This window comes from Pseudorhodobacter sp. E13 (assembly GCF_003991405.1).
Classification (GTDB): domain Bacteria; phylum Pseudomonadota; class Alphaproteobacteria; order Rhodobacterales; family Rhodobacteraceae; genus Pseudorhodobacter.
The window spans coordinates 132,901-152,021 of sequence record NZ_RPEN01000159.1 but is presented as its reverse complement, the minus strand read 5'-3'; the positions used below and the strand labels follow the sequence as shown (position 1 = coordinate 152,021).

Here is a 19,121-nt window from a genome sequence, read left to right as displayed (position 1 = left end):
GCAGAATCTAGAAGGACTCTGTTAAGGTTGATGTCGTTAGAGAAGAGGCTTTCTCAGTTGTATGAAGAGTTGCATCAGCTTGCGCCGGAAGGCTATGCCGTTGGGCTGCATATTCGGTTTGCATCCCCTTTGATTTATCATAGTGCTTATCCGCCCGATTGGGTGGCCTATTACAATGCCAATTCCTATTACCTTCGCGATCCGCTGGTGTTTTGGGGCATTGGGACCGCTGGAACCGCTCGGTGGAGTGAGATCCCGCTACCCGACCCGTTTAACGTGCTTAAAAAAGCTGCGGCACATGGGATGAACTATGGGGTCGTTTCCTCCTATGGGCCAATTACCTCGCGGTCGATGGCTGGCATTTGCCGCTCTGACCGTGAGTTTACAGATGAAGAGATGGCGCGGCTGGCCGATATTACAGTGCGATTGCATATCGAGGCCAATCCCCCCTCTGAACTGACCAAAGCACAGATTGAAGCGTTGCAATGCATCGCTGACGGGGACCGACACACTGCTGCCGCAGCTAAACTAGGGATCTCGGAAAGTGCCTTCAAGGCGCGGCTGACTTCGGCCCGCGTGCGACTTGAAGCCCGAACGACATCTGAGGCCTTGCGCAAAGCGCGAGAATACCGATTGCTTTAGGAGTGTTCGCTCCCCTCTGACCGGTTCTTAACCCCAGAAGGAGCACTAAAATGGAAGTTACAACACTCTCTTACGAGAACCTGCACAATCACGGTGAATTGTTTGCCAATATGTTTCGGGCGCGGCACCGCTCGTTCATCCTGCAAAACAAATGGGATTTGCCGCAGGCCAATGGCATGGAGTTTGACCAATATGATACGCCCGCAAGCCGCTGGGTGGCGGTGCATGAAAACGGGCAGGTCTTGGCGGGTATTCGCCTGACGCCAACAACGCATCGCTGCGGTATTTATTCTTACATGATCCGCGATGCCCAGAACGGGCTTCTCGCCTCGATCCCCAGCAGCTTGCTGTATGAGGAGGCCCCTGTGGCTGATCACATTTGGGAAAGCAGCCGGGTGTTTGTGTCGGATCTGGTGCCTGCGAACCTGCGGTTGCGGGTGCAGTTGCAGTTGCGGCACGAGATGGTGATCTCGGCGCGGAATCTGGGGGCAACCTCGGTTCTGGGGCTGATCCCGGAAAATTCGCGGCGTCTTGGGCGCAGGGTTGGTCTGGAATGTGAGCCAGCGGGCCCTGTGATGGATATCGACGGCGTGGATTGCGTTTGCGTGACCATTAACATGGCAGGCAAGATGCACTGAACAGGCTTGGGGTTGAGCCGTTGCAGAACCGTCACCGATGGCCCATATCGGTGGCGGACGCTGCAAAGAGGATTTCCAATGATGCTGACCAGATTGCTTGTCGTTTTCGCGCTTTCCGCGATGCCCGTGCTGGCGCAGGCCGAGGCCGTGCCACAATCGCAGGCCGAGATCGGGCTGTCTTTTGCCCCTTTGGTGCGCGAGGCGGCCCCTGCGGTGGTGAATATCTATGCCAAGCGCGTGGTCGAGGGCCGTGAAAGCCCGTTTTCCGGCGACCCGTTCTTTCAGCAGTTCTTTCAGGATTTCGGAACCCCGACAGCGCGGGTGCAAAACTCGCTTGGGTCGGGGGTGATATTGGATGCCAGCGGTCTGGTGATGTCGAATTTTCATGTGGTCGGTGGGGCCACCGATATTCGTGTGGTGCTAACCGACCGGCGCGAGTTTGCCGCATCGGTTATCATGGCGGATGAGCAGGCCGATCTGGCCTTGCTGCAACTGGACGGGGCCGAAGGGCTGCCGCATCTTGCCCTGCGCGCCAGCGACGAGGTGGAAGTGGGAGAATTGGTGTTGGCCATCGGCAACCCGTTCGGGGTGGGGCAAACTGTTTCAAGCGGGATCGTCTCGGGCCTTGCGCGGTCATCCGCCTCGCTCGGGCGCGGGTATTTCATCCAGACCGATGCGCCGGTGAACCCCGGCAATTCCGGCGGGGCACTGATTGATATGGCAGGGCGGTTGATTGGCATCAATACTGCTATCATCACGCAATCGGGCGGCTCCAACGGGGTCGGGTTTGCGATCCCGTCTGATCTGGTGGCGCAGATGGTGGCGCAGGCGGCGGCGGGCCAAGACAGCTTTGTGCGGCCATGGGCCGGCGTTTCGGGGCAGACGGTGGACGCGCAGATGGCCGAGGCCTTGGGCATGGAGCGGCCCATCGGTATTGTCTTGGATGAACTGCACCCCGACAGCCCGTTTGGCAAGGCAGGGCTTGTGCCCGGCGATGTGATCGTGCGGCTGGATGGGGCCGAGGTGAACAGCCCGCAAGAGATCATGTTCCGGCTTGCCGTTGCGGGTATCGGCAAGCGTGTTTCGGTCGCTTACATGCGCGGCGGTGAGGCACAGGAGGCAGAGGTGGATCTGATCGAAGCGCCCAAAGCCGAGGCGCGCGCAGAGATCACCATCACCGAAGGCGGGCTTGCGGGGCTGACGGTCGCGTTGATCGATCCGGCGCTGATGTCTGAAATGGGTTTGCCCTTGTCGGCCACAGGTGTGGTGATTACGGCGATTGAAGGGCGGTTGCAGCTTTCGGGCATGGCGGTGGGCGACATCGTCTTGGGGATCAATGGCGCGGCCATTACCTCCCCCGCCGATGTCGAGGCTGTCGCGGCCAGTGGCGGGCGCGGTTGGGCGGTGGACCTGTTGCGCGGCGGGCAGCAGGTGCGGCTGCGGTTCCGGCTGTGATGCGCATGCTTCCTAAACTGTGCGGGACAGCGTAATCTAGCTTCATGCCCGATCTGTTTGACCAAACGCCCCAGACCAAAGCCGATGGCCCCCGCCCCTTGGCCGATCGGTTGCGGCCGCGCAAATTGTCCGAGGTGATCGGGCAGGCCAAGGTGCTTTCGCCCGAGGGGCCTTTGGGCGCGATGCTTGCCTCTGGCTCTTTGTCGTCACTTATCCTCTGGGGGCCGCCGGGCGTGGGCAAGACCACCATCGCCCGGCTGCTGGCGGATGAAACAGACCTGACCTTCGTGCAAATCTCGGCCATTTTCACCGGGGTTCCGGATTTGCGCAAAGTGTTCGAGGCGGCAAAGATGCGGCGGCAGAACGGCAAGGGCACGTTGCTGTTCGTGGATGAGATTCATCGTTTCAATAAGGCCCAGCAAGACGGGTTTCTGCCCTATATGGAGGATGGCACCATCCTTTTGGTGGGGGCCACCACCGAAAACCCCAGTTTTGAGCTGAACGCCGCTGTGATGTCGCGTGCGCAGGTGATCGTGCTGGAGCGGTTGTCGCTGATTGATCTGGAACTGCTGGCCCAGCGGGCGGAAAAGGAGTTGGGCCGCGCGCTACCATTGAAGGGCGAAGCGCGCGAGGCAATGCTGGAAATGGCCGATGGCGATGGTCGCGCGTTGTTGAACCTGATCGAACAAGTCGCGGCGTGGAAGGGGGACGCGCATCTGACGCGGGACCAGCTTTCGCAGCGGCTGATGCGACGAGCGGCGAAATACGACAAATCGGGTGAGGAGCATTACAACCTGATCTCGGCGCTGCACAAATCGGTGCGCGGATCAGACCCGGATGCCGCCCTCTACTGGTTCGCCCGGATGCTGGAAGGCGGCGAAGACCCGCGTTTTCTGGCCCGCCGCATCACCCGCATGGCGGTCGAGGATATCGGGCTGGCCGACCCGCAAGCGCAGGATATCTGCCTGCAAAGCTGGCAGACCTATGAACGGCTGGGCAGCCCCGAAGGGGAACTCGCGCTGGCGCAGGCGGTGGTCTATCTGGCACTGGCCCCGAAATCGAACGGGGTCTATGTGGCCTATAAGGCGGCGCGTGCGGCGGCCAAGCAGACCGGGTCGGAACCTCCGCCCAAACACATTCTGAACGCGCCGACCAAGATGATGAAAGAGATCGGCTATGGCAGCGGCTATGCCTATGACCATGATGCCGAGGACGGATTTTCAGGCCAGAACTATTTCCCGGAAACGATGAAACGCCCCGTCTGGTATGCCCCGCCCGAGCGCGGGTTCGAGCGGGAGTTGAAAAAGCGGATTGAGTATTTCGCGAAACTGCGCGCCAAGCGGCAGGGCGATTAATCGCGGTTTCCCCCGGTTTTGCAGGGATTGGCGGCGCAAGTCCGGTTGACAAAACAGGGTGGCGGGCACAGACAGCGGCGATGATGACAACTCTGGTTCAAGTGGCGCTGGGTGGCGCTTTGGGGGCTTCGGCCCGGTATCTGACCAATACGGCGGTGATGCGCTGGATTGGGCCGGGGTTTCCCTATGGCACGCTGTTGGTCAATGTGGTGGGGTCGTTCCTGATGGGGGTGTTGGTGGTGGTTCTGGCGCAGAAGGGCGGCACCAAGCTGGCACCTTTTCTGATGACGGGGCTGCTGGGTGGCTTTACCACCTTTTCTGCCTTTTCGCTGGATGCGTTTACGCTGTTGGAACGCGGCCAAACCGCTTTGGCGGGGGCTTATGTGGCCGGGTCTGTGGTGCTGTCGATCATGGCGCTGGTGGTTGGAATTTTGACAATGCGGGGGATACTGGCATGACTGCGGTGAAACTGTTGACCGTGTCGGTGGACGAAGGCGAACAGCGGCTTGACCGTTGGCTCAAGCGGCGCTTTCCCCATATCACGCAAGGCGCGGTGGAAAAGCTGTGCCGCACAGGGCAGGTGCGGGTGAATGGCGGGCGGGCAAAGGCCTCGGATCGGGTGGCGCCCGGCGCCGAAATCCGCGTGCCGCCTTTGCCCACAGGTGATGCCCCGTCGCGCCCTGCGACAGGTGGCGTGTCGGCGGCGGATGAAAAGATGATCCAGTCTTGCGTGGTCTTCAAGGATGAGCATCTGATCATCCTGAACAAGCCGCCGGGATTGCCTAGCCAAGGCGGTTCGGGGCAAGGCGACCGGCATGTCGACGGGCTGACCGAGGCGCTGAAGTTTGGCTACAAGGATCGCCCCAAGCTGGTGCACCGGCTGGACAAAGATACCTCGGGCCTGTTGATGCTGGCGCGCACGGACCGGGTGGCGCGCGCGCTGTCCGAGGCGTTGCGCCACCGCAACACGCGCAAGATTTACTGGGCGGCTGTGGCCGGGGTGCCCAGCCCGCGCAAAGGCTCTATCAAATACGGGTTGATGAAGGCCGGGGGCCGGGGGCGCGGCGGCGAAGGCGAAAAGATGATCTGCGTGCATCCGGCCAAGATGGCAGATTATCCTGATGCCAAGCGCGCGCAGACCGATTTCTTCGTGCTTTGGTTCCTTGGCAGCCGCCTGTCCTGGATGGCGCTGGAGCCTGTGACCGGGCGCACGCATCAATTGCGCGCGCATATGGCCGAACTGGGCCACCCGATCCTTGGCGATGGCAAATACGGCGGCTCTGGGTCGGAAAATCAGGGGGATGGCTGGGGGGCCTCAATCGGCGGTGAGATCAGCAAGAAGCTGCATCTGCATGCGCGGTCACTGACCATTGAACACCCGATCACCAAGAAGATGATGACCTTTACCGCCCCTTTGCCCGACCATATGGAGCGGACATGGAAAGCGCTGGACTGGGGCGTCAATGACGTGCCCGCCGATCCCTTCGGGGGCGATAAATGAGCGTTTGGGCGCCGAAACGGTTTTGGAAACAGGCCGAAGTTGCGGAACAGGGCGACGGGTTCACCGTGGTGCTGGATGGCCGCGGTTTGAAAACGCCCGCAAAAACGCCGTTCTGGGTGCCGACACGGGACCTGGCGCAAGAGGTTGCCGCCGAATGGCAGGCGCAGGGCGAAAAGGTGAAGCCGGAAACCATGCCCTTTACCCGGACGGCCAATTCCGCGCTGGATAAGGTCACCCCGCAGTTTGAGGCGGTTGCCGATATGCTGGCGGCCTATGGCGGGTCTGACCTGCTGTGTTACCGCGCCACCGCGCCGCAAGAACTGGTGGCCCGGCAGGCAGAGCGGTGGGACCCATTGCTGGCTTGGGCGCAAGCGCGTTTTGGCACGGCGCTGGTCGTGACCCAAGGCGTGATGCCGGTGGAGCAGCCTGCCGCGTGTCAACTGGTCTTTCGGGATGCGGTGCGGGCCCTGTCGCCGTTCCAACTGGCGGCCTTTCACGATCTGGTCGCGATTTCAGGCTCTTTGATCCTTGGCTTTGCCATTGCGGAGGGGCGGCTGACGGCGGATGAAGGCTTTGATCTGTCGCGGGTGGATGAGGCCTGGCAGATCGAGCTTTGGGGCGAAGACGAAGATGCCGCCGAATCTGAGGCGATCAAGCGGGCAAGTTTGACCCATGCTGCGCGATTCTACGGATTGTGCGGGTAACAATCTTGCCAAAACAACCGGCTCTTGTGCCGGTTCTTGCAGCACCATGCGTAGAAACAGTGAAAAACGCACATTCTTTCGTTTGACGCAGGGATGCCCTTGACCTTTCAAAGCGGTTCGGAGGAAACTATCGGTGACTGTGGGGGGCTTCCCTCAAGCAGTTTCTCCCCGGTGACGGGGAAAGGGAGCAACGAATCCACCTGAAATTGGGTGGGACAATCAGGAAGAGGTAATCAATGAAAAAAACCGTATTCGTCGGAGCAATGACAGCCGCCGCGACACTGATCGCTGGCGCTGCATCTGCGACAGTCTTGGAAGACGTGAAGGCACGCGGTGAATTGAACTGCGGCGTGTCCACCGGTGTTAACGGCTTCTCCGCGCCGGATTCCGCTGGTGAATGGCAAGGTTTTGACGTGGCTGTGTGCCGCGCTGTGGCCGCTGCTGTGCTGGGCGACCCCAAGAAAGTAAAATTCGTGACCACCACCGGTCAGACCCGCTTTACCGCGCTGGCTTCAGGCGAAATCGACATGCTGGCCCGGAACACCACCTGGACCATGAGCCGCGACGCCGACCTGAAGTTCACCTTTACTGGGGTGAACTACTATGACGGTCAGGGCTTCATGGTGAACAAGGCGCTGGGCGTGTCTTCGGCCAAGGAACTGGACGGTGCAACCGTTTGTATCCAGACCGGCACCACCACCGAGCTGAACTTGGCTGACTACTTCAAAGCCAACAACATGACCTATGAGCCGGTTCCGATTGAAACCAACGCCGAAGCACAGCAGCAGTATCTGGCTGGCGCTTGCGACGTGTATACCACCGACGCATCGGGCCTTGCAGCAACCCGTGCAACTTTTGCTGACCCGGAAAACCACGCAGTTCTGCCGGAAATCATCTCCAAAGAGCCGCTGGGTCCGTTGGTTGCACATGGCGATGACCAGTGGGCAGATATCGTTCGCTGGACGATGAACGCGCTGGTCGCAGCAGAAGAACTGGGTATCACTTCGGCCAATATCGAAGAGCTGTCCAAAGGCACCGCAAACCCGGAAATCGACCGTATGCTGGGTTCGTCGGATGACGATCTGGGTGCGATGATTGGTCTGGACAAGCAGTGGGCGAAGCGTGCGATCTCCGCAGGCGGCAACTACGGCGAAATCTTTGCCGCCAACATCGGCGAGTCGACCCCGATCGGTCTGGCCCGTGGTCTGAACGCACTTTGGACCCAAGGCGGTCTGCAATACTCCCCGCCCTTCCGTTAAGGCGCGGCGACTGGAAGGGCGCACCTGATCGTGCGCCCTTTTTCCTAGTAATTTTGCAATTCTGACAGGTGCTTGCGGCATAAGCCGGCAGCATCAGAGCGCGACAAAGTGCCAGTTCAGACGCAGGGGGAATAATTCATGGCAACAACGTCCGAGACTCCGGGCAGCTCTTTTCGGTTGAGCATGCTTCTTTACGATACGCGGTATCGTTCCTTGACGATTCAGGTCATCTTCATGTTCCTGATGACCATCGGTTTCTGGTGGCTGGTGGATAACACCTTGGTCAACCTTGCCCAAAAAGGCAAAGACATCGGGTTTGATTTCCTTGGCGCGCGCGCCGGGTATGATATCAACCAACGTCTTGTAGATTACACCAACGACAGCACCCATGCGCGGGCCTGGATCGTGGGTTTGCTCAACACGCTGATCCTTGCGGTATGTGCCTGCGTTTCGGCCACCGTGCTTGGGGTGATCGCCGGGGTTTTGCGCCTGTCCAAGAACTGGATCGTCTCAAAACTCATGTCGATCTACGTCGAGATTTTCCGCAACGTGCCCTTGCTGTTGTGGATCATCGTGATCTTTGCGGTGCTGACCGAGATTACACCCGCCCCCAATGCGTTCCGGGGAGAGAATGCCACCTCGTCGATGCTGCTGTTCGATACTGTTGCCGTGACGAACCGGGGCACCTATTTGCCCGGCCCGTTGTTTGAGCGCAGCTTGGGCGATTTTGACCTTGGCATCGTTTCCGTCAGCACAAACTACCTTGTTCTGCTGCTGGTCATCATTGGCAGCGTCATGGGCTACCGTGCGTTGCAGCGCAATGCGACCGCTGTGCAGGAAGCCACTGGCGACCGCCCGGTGACATGGTGGAAATCGGCGCTGATCATTGTGGCCCCCATGCTGATCGCTTTGATCGCGATGGGGTTCCATCTGGAATACCCGGAATTGAAGGGTTTCAACTTTACGGGCGGCAGCTATCTGCGCAACTCGTTCATTGCGATGTGGCTGGCGCTGACGCTCTATACCGGGGCCTTCATTGCGGAAAACGTGCGTGCCGGTATTCTGGCGATTTCCAAAGGCCAGTCCGAGGCGGCGTTCGCCCTTGGCCTGCGCCCCAACCGCACGATGAACCTTGTGATCCTGCCGCAGGCGCTGCGGGTCATCATCCCGCCGTTGATCTCGCAATATCTGAACATCACCAAGAACACCTCGCTGGCGATTGCGGTGGGGTATATGGACCTGCGCGCAACGCTGGGCGGCATCACGCTGAACCAGACCGGGCGCGAGTTGGAATGTATGCTGTTGATGATGATGACCTATCTGATCATCAGCCTGATCATCTCTGGTGTGATGAACATCTACAACAATTCCGTAAAGCTGAAGGAGCGTTGAGATGAGCGATACACATAGCAATACCGTCGCCTATGTCCGCAAAACGATGCTGACGGAACAGGCCCCTCCGAGCAGTCAGGTCGGGGCGGTGCGCTGGGTGCGGGAGAACCTGTTCTCTGGCCCGCTGAACACGATCCTGACGCTGCTGGGCGTGCTTTGCGTCTATTACCTTGGCGTGCATCTGGGGCCTTGGTTTGCAAACTCCATCTGGAATGCGGGGTCCTTGTCAGAGTGCCGCGAGATTCTGCAAGGGGCGAGCGGGGCCTGCTGGGGCGTTATCAAGGATCGTTGGCACCAGTTGTTGTTCGGCTTTTACCCGCAGGATGCCTATTGGCGCCCGACCATCGCTTTCTTTCTGATGATTGTCGCGATGGCACCGATCCTGTTCGATGCTGTGCCGCGCAAAGTGCTGTGGTTCTCGGCCGTGTTTCCCTTTCTGGCCTTCTGGCTGCTGTGGGGTGGCACGATCTGGTTGCCGCTGCTGGCGCTGGCAGGGTTTGTGATTGGCTATTTCGCCTTTACCGCCTTGCAAAAGGTTTCGGCTTTGGCGGCCGTGATCGGCGCGATGGTCGCCCCGGTTCTGTGGTGGCTGTTCTTTGCCGGGCCGCTGGATGAGGTGCTGTCGAACGCTTTGCCGATTGGCATCAAGCATATCCAGTCGGATGAGTTTGGCGGTTTCATGATCTCGATCATCATCGGGGTCACGGGCATCGCGCTGTCCTTGCCGATTGGTATTCTGCTGGCGCTTGGTCGCCAGTCGGATATGCCCTTGGTCAAATGGATCTGCGTGGGCTTTATCGAGTTCATCCGGGGGGTGCCGCTGATCACGCTGCTGTTCACGGCTTCGCTGTTGCTGAACTACTTCCTGCCACCGGGCACGAATTTCGATATCGTGCTGCGGGTGATCATCATGGTGACGCTGTTCGCCGCGGCCTATATGGCCGAGGTGGTGCGCGGGGGCTTTGCCGCCTTGCCGCGCGGCCAGTATGAGGCGGCGGATGCGCTGGGCCTTGATTACTGGAAGGCGCAGCGCCTGATCCTGCTTCCGCAAGCGTTGAAAATCTCGATCCCCGGTATCGTGAACACCTTTATCGGCTTGTTCAAAGATACCACGCTGGTTGTCTTTATCGGCATTCTGGACCCGATTGGCCTGTCCAACGCCATTCGTGCCGACAGCAACTGGAACGGGATTGTGTGGGAGCTTTACGGCTTCATCGCGCTTTGTTTCTTCATCTTCTGTTTCGGCATGTCCCGGTATTCGCAATACCTTGAAGGCAAGCTGAAAACTGATCACCGTTAAGGGAGACCGCTATGACCGAAGCCATGGCAGACCGTAAAGTAGACCGTAGTCACATGCAGGTGAGCGACGAGGTCGCGATCCAGATTTCCAACATGAACAAGTGGTATGGCACATTCCATGTGCTGCGCGACATTGATCTGACCGTAAACCGGGGGGAGCGTATTGTTATCGCAGGCCCCTCCGGGTCTGGCAAATCGACGCTGATCCGCTGTATCAACCGGTTGGAGGAGCATCAGGCCGGCCAGATCATTGTGGACGGGACCGAGTTGACCTCGGACCTCAAGAACATCGACAAGGTGCGGTCAGAAGTGGGGATGGTGTTTCAGCACTTCAATCTTTTCCCGCATCTGACCATTCTGGAGAACCTGACGCTGGCCCCGATCTGGGTGCGCAAGACCCCGAAGAAAGAGGCCGAAGAGGTGGCGATGCATTACCTCAACAAGGTCAAGATCCCGGAGCAGGCGCATAAATATCCGGGGCAATTGTCGGGCGGGCAGCAGCAGCGCGTGGCGATTGCGCGGTCTTTGTGCATGAAGCCGCGGATCATGCTGTTCGATGAGCCGACCTCGGCGCTGGACCCCGAGATGATCAAGGAAGTTCTGGATACCATGATCGAACTGGCGGAAGAGGGCATGACCATGCTCTGCGTGACGCATGAAATGGGGTTTGCACAAGCCGTGGCAAACCGCGTGATCTTCATGGATCAGGGCCAGATCGTGGAGCAGAACAACCCGCATGACTTCTTCAACAACCCGCAATCGGATCGGACTAAACTGTTCCTGAGCCAGATTCTGGGCCATTGATCTTTTGAGGTTCTGAAACGAAGGAGGGGGGCGCTGCCCCCCTCTTTGCCTTGCGGCAAATTCACCCCCCGGGATATTTGTGCCGAAAAGAAAGCGCGGTCAGGCCATGATTTCCTTGGGCACGATGAAGTCCAACGTGGCGCCTGTGCCGTAGGTGACATCTTTCCAATCATCAATCATGAAATCAACGACCAAGGTTGCCCCGGTGGGGTAGCGTGCAAATTCAGGGTTGATGGGCGCGCGTGTGACCAATCGGGCCGCGAATTCCGCGATGCCGGGGTTATGGCCGATCATCATCACCGTATCGGATTTGGCATGGCGCAGCACCGCCAGCATCACGTCAGGCCCCGCGTGATAGAGCGCGGGTTTCAATTCCAGCGTGGGGGAGCCGGGCAGAGCGGGGGAGATGCCTGAAAAGGTTTTACGGGTGCGCAACGCGTCCGAGCAAAACACCTCCTCCGGGGCATATCCGCGCGAGGCAAGCCATTGGCCCAAGTCGGCTGCGGCCATCTTGCCCCGCTCATTCAGGGGGCGGTCGTGATCGGGGGTCAAAGGGTCATCCCAACTGGACTTGGCATGACGGGTAAGGATCAGACGTTTGGTCATTTGTGAAACTGCCTCATGTGATAGGCCGACTGTTCGGGTAGTCTTGCATAGGCAAGGGACAGGGGGCAAGCGCGGCGCGCAGCACAGCCCATATTCATGCAATCTTGTCCGGCGTCCTGATCCAGAAAGCCGTGACAGGCGGGCAGGTTGTAGCCGTCTGCTCCAAGCGCCTGCACTGGGCAGGCTGTCAGGCAGGGTTTGTCTGGGCAACTATCGCAGGGTTTGGCGGGCGGCGCAGGCAAGGCGATGCGTTGCGGCAGTGCCAAGGCCCCGCGATAGGAGGCGAAAAGCCCCATCTGTGCATGCACCAGCAGGCGCAGCGGGCTTTCCCATGCCGCGCCTGAGCGCAGCGCCCATTGGTAGAACGGGTGCCACGGCGGGCCGCCAAAGGGGAAAACCGCAGTTGCCCCGAGCCCTGTGGCAAGCGCCGTCAAGACGCGTTGGGACCAGCGGTCCATCGGGTCTGGCTGGCCGTCGCGCCATTCAGGCTGTCGGGTGAAATGGGGCCAAAAGCCCGGTTCTGCCGGGCCGATCAGCAGCAGGGTCTTGCAGCCTTCCGGCAAGGCCGGATCATCCTTTGCGTGAAACCCGCCCATGACGGCCAGAGAATGCGGCCGCAGGCGGGTTTCAATCGCGGAAAGGGCGGTCATTCCTCGCGGGGTTTCACGCGCGGCTCAACGGTGGCAGAGCGGATGAGCGAGCCTGCGCCATGGTCGGTAAAGAGTTCCAGCAAGCAGGCGTTCTGGATACGACCATCAAGAATGACCACCGCGCGCACGCCTTGTTCAATTGCCATCAATGCGGTTTCCGTTTTCGGGATCATGCCCCCTGCAATGACGCCTTTTTCGGTCAATTCGCGCACTTCTTCCGGGGTCAGCTGGGTGATCACTTCGCCTTCGGCATTCTTTACGCCCGACACATCGGTCAGCAGCAGCAAGCGATCTGCTTTCAGCGCGCCTGCAATGGCCCCGGCTGCGGTATCGCCGTTCACGTTGAAGGTTTCACCATTGTCGCCGGGGGCAACGGGCGCCACGACCGGAATGATACCAGCGTTGAACATATCGCGCAGAACTTGCACCCGCATATCGCGCGGGCGGCCGACAAAGCCCAGCTCTGGGTCGTCATAATCACAGACCATCAGGTCATCGTCCTTGCCGGAAATGCCAACAGCGCGGCCCCCGGCATCATTGATCGCCTGCACGATACGCTTGTTCACAAGGCCCGAGAGCACCATTTCCACCACTTCAACCGTGGCGGCATCGGTGACGCGTTTGCCGCGCACGAATTCGGATTTGATGCCCAGCTTGCCCAAGAGGCTGTTGATCATCGGCCCGCCGCCATGCACGACAACCGGGTTCACCCCGACCTGCCGCATCAAGACGATGTCTTGGGCGAATTCTTCCATCGCCTCATTGTCGCCCATGGCGTTGCCGCCAAATTTCACAACGACAATCGCGCCGGAATAGCGCTGCAAATAGGGCAGGGCTTCGTTCAGGGTCCGGGCGGTGGCAATCGAATCGCGCATATTGGCTAGCTGCTTTTTCATGTGTGAGGTCCTGTGCTTTCCTTATTTGGTAACGGCTTTGGCCGCCTATGCCAAGGGTCAGCAGTGGCGCTTGCGCTGGCGAGGCAGAAGCGTAGGGTGGCCACGGGGTTCAGGAAGGGTCGCAAGGATGGAAAAGCCAAAGACGCTGGTATTGACGGGGGCAAGCCGGGGTATCGGGCATGCAACGGTCAAACGGTTTTCAGCCGAGGGGTGGCGGGTGCTGACCTGCTCGCGCCAGCCGTTTGATCCGCGTTGCCCTTGGCCGGGGGGCGAGGATAACCATATCCAGATTGATCTGGCCGACCCGAACAAGACCATTCAAGCGATTGAGACTATTCGTGAAAAAGTTGATGGACGGTTGGATGCGCTGGTAAATAATGCGGGGATTTCGCCCAAGGGCGAGGGGGGAAAGCGGCTGAATACCTTGGAGACGGATTTGCGGACATGGGGGCAGGTGTTTCATGTGAACTTCTTTGCTTCGGTCATTCTGGCGCGGGGTTTGCAGGCGGAACTGGTGGCGGCGCAAGGCGCTGTGGTGAATGTGACCTCCATTGCGGGGGTGCGCGTGCATCCCTTTGCAGGGGCCGCCTATGCTACGTCCAAGGCGGCTTTGGCGGCGCTGACGCGGGAAATGGCACATGATTTCGGCCCGCTTGGCGTGCGCGTCAATGCGATTGCGCCGGGCGAGGTGGAGACGGCGATTCTGTCCCCCGGAACCGAGAAGATCGTGGAAACCCTGCCGATGCGCCGTTTGGGGCAGCCGCGCGAAGTGGCAGATGCGATCTGGTTCCTGTGCTCCCCGCAGTCGAGCTATATTTCAGGCACCGAGATTGAGGTGAATGGCGCGCAGCACGTCTGACACTTGCGCGTTCACCAAAAGGCCAGCAGCCCGCGCGGGTTACTCCAAAGTTGCGATGGTCGCGCGCAATGTCTCGATCCCAAGCCCTTTTTCAGAGGATGTGACGATCAATTCCGGAAACGCGGCCGGATGTTTGGACAGCGCGGCGCGGGTTTGGTCGATGTTCTTTTCCAACTCGGCCTTGCCGATCTTGTCGGCCTTGGTCATCACGGCTTGGAAGGTCACGGCGGAACGATCCAGCAGGTCCATGATCTCTTCGTCCACCACTTTCACGCCATGCCGCGCGTCGATCAGCACAAAGGCGCGGCGCAGGGTTTGGCGGCCGGACAGGTAGCTTTTCAGCAGCGCCTGCCATTTGGCAACAGCGGCCACCGGGGCCTCGGCATAGCCATAGCCGGGCAAGTCGACCAGATAGCGTTCGGCGCCCAAGGCGAAATAGTTGATTTCCTGCGTGCGGCCCGGTGTGTTGGAGGCGCGTGCAAGGTTTTTGCGGCCTGTCAGCGCGTTGATCAGGCTGGATTTTCCGACGTTGGAGCGCCCTGCAAAGCACACTTCGATCCGGTCTGCGGGGGGCATGCCAGACATGGCCACCACGCCTTTGACAAAATCCACCGGGCCTGCAAACAGCAATCGCCCTGCCTCGCGCGCGGCGAATTCCGGTTCTTCAGCGATGGGGAAGGGAAGCGGGGTCACAGCAATATTCCTTCGTCTTGCAAGGCGATTTTGCCACCCTGTATCACCTCGGCAAAGACGCCGAAATCCTGATGCCCATAAGCCGCTTGTAGATTGCCCAGCGTATCGGCATCGACCTGCCCGGTTTCGGGGTTGGCCATGGTGGCCCGGCAGCGCGTTATACGCTCTTTGATCCGCAGCACGGCGGTGCCGATTTGTAGGTCGCGCCCTATCCAGTCAAACTCCGCAAAGGCATCAACGCCCGACAGCCACAGATTGCCGCGGAACCGATCGGCTGACAGCGGGGTGCCCATACGCTCTGACAGCGCATCAAGCGAGGCAAGCGACAGGATAGAGACAGACGGGAAATCGCTATCCGTCATCCCGCGTCCCGCGCTGACAATGCGCTGCGGCTGGGCGCGGTCGGTCGGTGAAATCGGCGCGACCCAATCCAGAAACGCGGGTAAATCGGCGGGATCATCCGGCGCAAAGGTCAGGTCTGGTCGGTTCGGGTGGCGCAGCGTGACGCGGTCGCCCGCCAGTGTTGCCTCAATCGCCATCAGTTGCGGTGCCTTGGCGCCCCGGTGAAAATTGTTGCAGGGGTTCCAACCCGCGACCAGTTTTGCAGCCTCATGCGCGACGGCCCAGCGGCGATCACCGGGCAGGCAGGCCCCCGCCGAAAGCAGAACGGACGCGAGATCCTCGCGTCCGTGTGCCTTGATCGGGTGGCGACAGATTCGGGACAGCCGAACCGTCATTTCTTGCCTTGCTTCTTGGCTGGTGGTTGCACCACCGGTTTGCGTTTGAAGCTGGACTTGATGTTGCCAAAGATATCCGGCGAGTGGCCGTGACTTTTCATGATCGCGAACTGCTGGGTAAAGGTGATCACGTTGTTGGTGATCCAGTAAACCACCAGACCGCTGGCAAAGCTGCCCAGCATGAACATAAAGACCCATGGCATCCAGGCAAAGATCATCGCTTGTGTGGGTTCCGTCGGCGTCGGGTTCAGCTTTTGCTGCAACCACATCGAGATGCCCAACAGCAAGGGCAGCACACCGATGAAGATCAGCGCCAGCATTGACCCCGGCTCGGGTGCGGCCCAAGGCAGCAGGCCGAACAGGTTGAAGATCGAGGAGCTGTCGGGCCCCGACAGGTCATTCAACCAGCCAAAGAACGGCGCGTGGCGCAATTCCAGCGTGACGAAGATCACCTTGTAAAGCGAGAAGAAGATCGGGATCTGGATCAGGATGGGCAAGCAGCCCGCCGCCGGATTGACCTTTTTCTCTTTATAAAGCGCCATCATTTCTTTCTGGAGCTTTTGCTTGTCGTCACCGGCACGCTCTTTCAGCGCTTCCATTTCCGGCTGCAATTCCTTCATCCGTGCCATGGAGACATAGGATTTATAGGCCAGCGGCAGCACCAGCGCCTTCAGCAGGAAGGTCAGCGCGATAATCGCCAGACCCATGTTGCCGATATGGGCGTTCAGCCAATGCAGCACGGCGAAAATCGGCTTGGTGAAGAAAAAGAACCAACCCCAGTCGATCGCGTCGATAAAGCCACCAACGCCGCCATCGTTCTGATAGGCGCGCAGGCTTTCCCATTCCTTCGCCCCGGCAAACAGGCGCGAGGCCGCCGCAGCGCTGGCACCCGGTGCCACGGTGATCACGGGCTGGCGGGTTTCAGTCTGATAGATATCGGCGCCGGGCGCGTATTTGGTCACGGCGGTAAAGGGCTTGCCCTGTTCCGGGATCAGCGCGGTCATCCAGTATTTGCTGGTAAAGCCGATCCAACCGTTTTCATTGGCCTGCACCACTTCGGCAAGGGCAGCTTCGCGGTCCACCAAAGGCAGTTTGGTCGCGTCTTTATATTTGACCTCTTCCAGAACGCCATCGGCGCGCAGAACGATACCCTCATGGCTCAGGTAAAAGCCTTCCAGATCGGCGGGCAACCCGTGGCGGGCGACAATGCCGTAAGGCGCAAGGCTGACCGGCGTTGTGCCGTTGTTTTCAACGCTTTGCGTGACGTTGAACATATAGCGGTTGTCGATGGAGATCACGCGCTGGAACACAAGGCCCTTGCCGTTGTCCCATTGCAGCGTGATCGGGGTTTCGGTGGTCAGCGTGTTGGTGCCGACCTGCGACCAAAGCGTATTGGCGCCCGGAACATCCTCAAACCCAAGGCTACCGGCAGGCAACCAGCCATACAGCGCGTAGTAGGGTTGCGGTTTGCCAATCGGCGACAGCAGCGTCACAATATCCGAAGTCGGATCGATGGTGACCTTGTAGCTTTTCAGCGCCAGATCATCCAAACGCCCACCGAGCAAGGAAATGGAGCCCTTCACGCGGTCAGTTTCAATCGCAACGCGCGGCGCGTCTGATTGTGCGGGGGCGGCTGCGGTTGCCGGCTCTCCCGTTGCCGTGGCCGCCGGGGGCGTTACGGCGTCATTGGTGGTTGCCACAACCGCAGGTGCGTTGGGGTCAACCACCGGCTCTTCGGGTGGGAAAAGCACAAACCAGACCAGAATCACAAGGAAACTGAGCACGGTTGCAAGGATGAGATTTTTGTTCTGATCGTCCATCTGGGACCAACACCGTTCCTGTTCAGGGTCAGCGGTGGTTCAACGATAGGGGGGCGCAAAGGTCAAGGGCTTTTCCCCCGATTTGCGGCTTTGCCCCCCGATTCCCGTGGGGAATTCAAGCATTCGTCAGAAACCCCGGCCATATCGTCGCAGGTCAGGGGTGCTCACCGCCGGGAAAAGCGCATCGCTTGACGGGAATGTCCCAAACCGCCTTGGCCGCAGCAAAGGGCAACACAGCGCGTGCGTGTCATGCAAAACAGGAAAAAGAGGAAGATGGCGGACCCGGAGCGATTCGAACGCCCGACCCTCAGATTCGTAGTCTGATGCTCTATCCAGCTGAGCTACGGGTCCACTGGGGGGCGATGTAACGCCCAGCGCCGGGCATTGCAAGAGGGGAAAAGCACAAGGTCAATGCTTTTCGCCGAAGGTCACCGCAAGCCCATCGGTTTTGGGCAGATGAATCATGAATTCCGTTCCGGCCTCGTCCGACCGGATCAATTCCAGCCGCCCGCCATGGCCGCGCACCAATTCAAAGGCAATCGCCAAACCAAGGCCAGAGCCGCCCTTGCGCGCGCCGCCCTGAAAGGCGGTGAACAGATGATCGCGCGCGCGGGGCGGCAGGCCCGGCCCGGTATCACCCACCTTGATCCACCATTCGCCATCGGTCTCGCCCCCCGAAACCTCGATCACGCCTTCCTTGCCGGTGGCCTCAATCGCCTGCATGGCGTTGCGCATCAGATTGGCAAGCACACGATACAACTGTTCCGGGTCGGCCCGCAGGTTCAACCCGACGGGCACATCAATCAGACAGGCCACGCCGGGGCGCTCCCCCAAGGCTTCGGCCTCGATCACCTCTTCGATCAGGGGGCGCAGCGCCAGACGCGACAGGCGCGGCGGCGGCTCCTCTGCCTTGCCAAAGGCCAGGGTCGATTCGCAGAGTGACACCGCGCGGGTGATAGAGCCGACAAGCTTGGGCGCAATCCGCGCCACTGCCGGGTCCGCGCTCCGCTCAATCCGGTCTGCAAACAGCTGCGCTGTCGTCAGGATGTTGCGCAAATCATGGCTGATCTTGGCAACGGCAGACCCCAATTGCGCCAAACGCTCTTTTTGTCGCAAAACGCCCGTCATCTGGGTTTGCAGGCTTTGCAAGGCTTCCTCGGCATTACGCAACTCCACCACACCAGAGGTCGGCGCTATGACCCGCCGCGCATCTTCGGGCGCTTCGGCATAGGCGGACATGTGGCGCACCACCCGGCCAATCGGCTGCACCAGCAATCGGCGCACCGCAAAAAACAGCAGTGCGGCAGTTACGGCTGAAATCAACGCCGACAGCACCAGAATGCGAAAGCCGTAATCCAGCATCGCCCTGCGCAAAGGGGCTGTGGGCATCGTCACCTCGATCAAGGAGCCCGCATCCTGAACCGGATTGCCAATGATCCGCACTGCATGGTCCTGACTGTCTACCAGAACCACCAAAGCATCCCGCATCAGATGCAGCGGCGTTGCCATGCGCAGATCATAAGTAGCCGAGATTTCTTCGGTCATCGGTGATGACAAGATCAGCTGCCGGATCTGGTCCCGCCACAACACCACGTTGTAAACGCCAGCATTCGAAAGCAGCTCCGCCTCCAATTCCGCACTCAGCATCCCGTCGGTGGCCAACAAGGCCAGTGAGGCGATTTGCGCCTTCTCCAGCCGCAAGAGCAAATAGTCCTCCCGAAACCGCGCAATAGAGGGCACGAAAATCAGAACTTCCGCCAGCATGACAAAGGCAACGGTCAGCATCAGGAACCGCCCGGAAAGCGTGTTCA

19 protein-coding genes and 1 tRNA gene are annotated in these 19,121 nt (G+C 59.8%); 12 read left to right on the top strand and 8 right to left on the bottom strand.

The features are described 5' to 3' along the window. The first annotated feature begins 30 nt into the window (after nt 1–30). The 11 genes from EGN72_RS16825 (at nt 31) to EGN72_RS16775 (ending at nt 11,049) form a co-directional block, all read left to right on the top strand. A complete protein-coding gene (locus EGN72_RS16825) occupies nt 31–642 on the top strand; it encodes an autoinducer binding domain-containing protein (RefSeq protein WP_127049697.1) in 612 nt (203 codons plus the stop codon). Between the two features lie 50 nt (nt 643–692). Then, nucleotides 693–1,280, top strand: coding sequence for an acyl-homoserine-lactone synthase (locus EGN72_RS16820; RefSeq protein WP_127049695.1), 588 nt, complete (start codon nt 693–695; stop codon nt 1,278–1,280). Nucleotides 1,281–1,364: 84 nt separating this feature from the next. Then, nucleotides 1,365–2,735: a trypsin-like peptidase domain-containing protein gene (locus tag EGN72_RS16815; RefSeq protein ID WP_233587194.1), complete on the top strand. Its 1,371-nt coding sequence runs from the start codon at nt 1,365–1,367 to the stop codon at nt 2,733–2,735. A gap of 44 nt (nt 2,736–2,779) precedes the next feature. Next, entirely contained in the window at nt 2,780–4,090 is a 1,311-nt protein-coding gene (locus EGN72_RS16810) for a replication-associated recombination protein A (RefSeq protein ID WP_127049691.1), read from the top strand. A gap of 80 nt (nt 4,091–4,170) precedes the next feature. Next, nucleotides 4,171–4,548: a fluoride efflux transporter CrcB gene (gene crcB / locus EGN72_RS16805; RefSeq protein ID WP_127049689.1), complete on the top strand. Its 378-nt coding sequence runs from the start codon at nt 4,171–4,173 to the stop codon at nt 4,546–4,548. Continuing rightward, nucleotides 4,545–5,591, top strand: a complete 1,047-nt coding sequence (locus EGN72_RS16800; RefSeq protein WP_127049687.1) for an RluA family pseudouridine synthase — start codon at nt 4,545–4,547, stop codon at nt 5,589–5,591. Before crcB ends, EGN72_RS16800 begins: the two co-directional genes overlap by 4 nt. Beyond that, on the top strand, nt 5,588–6,295 hold the full coding sequence (locus EGN72_RS16795; protein ID WP_127049686.1) for an ATP12 family chaperone protein: 708 nt from the start codon (nt 5,588–5,590) through the stop codon (nt 6,293–6,295). Before EGN72_RS16800 ends, EGN72_RS16795 begins: the two co-directional genes overlap by 4 nt. A 236-nt stretch (nt 6,296–6,531) precedes the next feature. Beyond that, nucleotides 6,532–7,554, top strand: coding sequence for an amino acid ABC transporter substrate-binding protein (locus EGN72_RS16790; RefSeq protein WP_127049684.1), 1,023 nt, complete (start codon nt 6,532–6,534; stop codon nt 7,552–7,554). 138 nt (nt 7,555–7,692) lie between these two features. Continuing rightward, on the top strand, nt 7,693–8,946 hold the full coding sequence (locus EGN72_RS16785) for an amino acid ABC transporter permease (RefSeq protein ID WP_127049682.1): 1,254 nt from the start codon (nt 7,693–7,695) through the stop codon (nt 8,944–8,946). 1 nt (nt 8,947) lies between these two features. Then, on the top strand, nt 8,948–10,246 hold the full coding sequence (locus tag EGN72_RS16780; RefSeq protein WP_127049680.1) for an amino acid ABC transporter permease: 1,299 nt from the start codon (nt 8,948–8,950) through the stop codon (nt 10,244–10,246). 11 nt (nt 10,247–10,257) lie between these two features. Further along, nucleotides 10,258–11,049 carry an amino acid ABC transporter ATP-binding protein gene (locus EGN72_RS16775; RefSeq protein ID WP_127049678.1) on the top strand — a complete coding sequence of 264 codons (792 nt, stop codon included), beginning with the start codon at nt 10,258–10,260 and terminating at the stop codon, nt 11,047–11,049. Nucleotides 11,050–11,148: 99 nt separating this feature from the next. On the opposite strand, the gene EGN72_RS16770 is transcribed toward EGN72_RS16775, so the two are convergent. Genes EGN72_RS16770 through argB form a run of 3 tightly spaced genes read right to left on the bottom strand, consistent with a single transcriptional unit; the run spans nt 11,149 to nt 13,201 of the window. After that, nucleotides 11,149–11,655: a histidine phosphatase family protein gene (locus EGN72_RS16770; protein WP_127049676.1), complete on the bottom strand. Its 507-nt coding sequence runs from the start codon at nt 11,653–11,655 to the stop codon at nt 11,149–11,151. After that, nucleotides 11,652–12,305, bottom strand: coding sequence for a ferredoxin (locus EGN72_RS16765; RefSeq protein ID WP_127049675.1), 654 nt, complete (start codon nt 12,303–12,305; stop codon nt 11,652–11,654). Before EGN72_RS16765 ends, EGN72_RS16770 begins: the two co-directional genes overlap by 4 nt. Further along, the gene (gene argB / locus EGN72_RS16760; RefSeq protein WP_199743771.1) at nt 12,302–13,201 is read right to left on the bottom strand and encodes an acetylglutamate kinase; all 900 of its coding nucleotides are present in this window, start codon (nt 13,199–13,201) and stop codon (nt 12,302–12,304) included. The genes EGN72_RS16765 and argB overlap by 4 nt, the downstream gene beginning before the upstream one ends. A gap of 127 nt (nt 13,202–13,328) precedes the next feature. Here argB and EGN72_RS16755 point away from each other — a divergent pair, with 127 nt between their 5' ends. Next, on the top strand, nt 13,329–14,060 hold the full coding sequence (locus tag EGN72_RS16755; RefSeq protein ID WP_127049673.1) for an SDR family oxidoreductase: 732 nt from the start codon (nt 13,329–13,331) through the stop codon (nt 14,058–14,060). 39 nt (nt 14,061–14,099) lie between these two features. Here the strand turns inward: EGN72_RS16755 and yihA are convergent, their stop codons facing one another. From yihA to EGN72_RS16730, 5 genes are all read right to left on the bottom strand, one after another. Beyond that, nucleotides 14,100–14,753, bottom strand: a complete 654-nt coding sequence (gene yihA / locus EGN72_RS16750; RefSeq protein ID WP_127049671.1) for a ribosome biogenesis GTP-binding protein YihA/YsxC — start codon at nt 14,751–14,753, stop codon at nt 14,100–14,102. Beyond that, on the bottom strand, nt 14,750–15,490 hold the full coding sequence (locus EGN72_RS16745; protein ID WP_127049669.1) for an MOSC domain-containing protein: 741 nt from the start codon (nt 15,488–15,490) through the stop codon (nt 14,750–14,752). Before EGN72_RS16745 ends, yihA begins: the two co-directional genes overlap by 4 nt. Continuing rightward, nucleotides 15,487–17,310, bottom strand: coding sequence for a membrane protein insertase YidC (gene yidC / locus EGN72_RS16740; RefSeq protein WP_127049667.1), 1,824 nt, complete (start codon nt 17,308–17,310; stop codon nt 15,487–15,489). Before yidC ends, EGN72_RS16745 begins: the two co-directional genes overlap by 4 nt. A 274-nt stretch (nt 17,311–17,584) precedes the next feature. Continuing rightward, nucleotides 17,585–17,661 (bottom strand) — tRNA-Arg (locus EGN72_RS16735). A gap of 57 nt (nt 17,662–17,718) precedes the next feature. After that, nucleotides 17,719–19,095, bottom strand: coding sequence for a HAMP domain-containing sensor histidine kinase (locus EGN72_RS16730; RefSeq protein WP_233587169.1), 1,377 nt, complete (start codon nt 19,093–19,095; stop codon nt 17,719–17,721). Nucleotides 19,096–19,121: the final 26 nt, after the last annotated feature.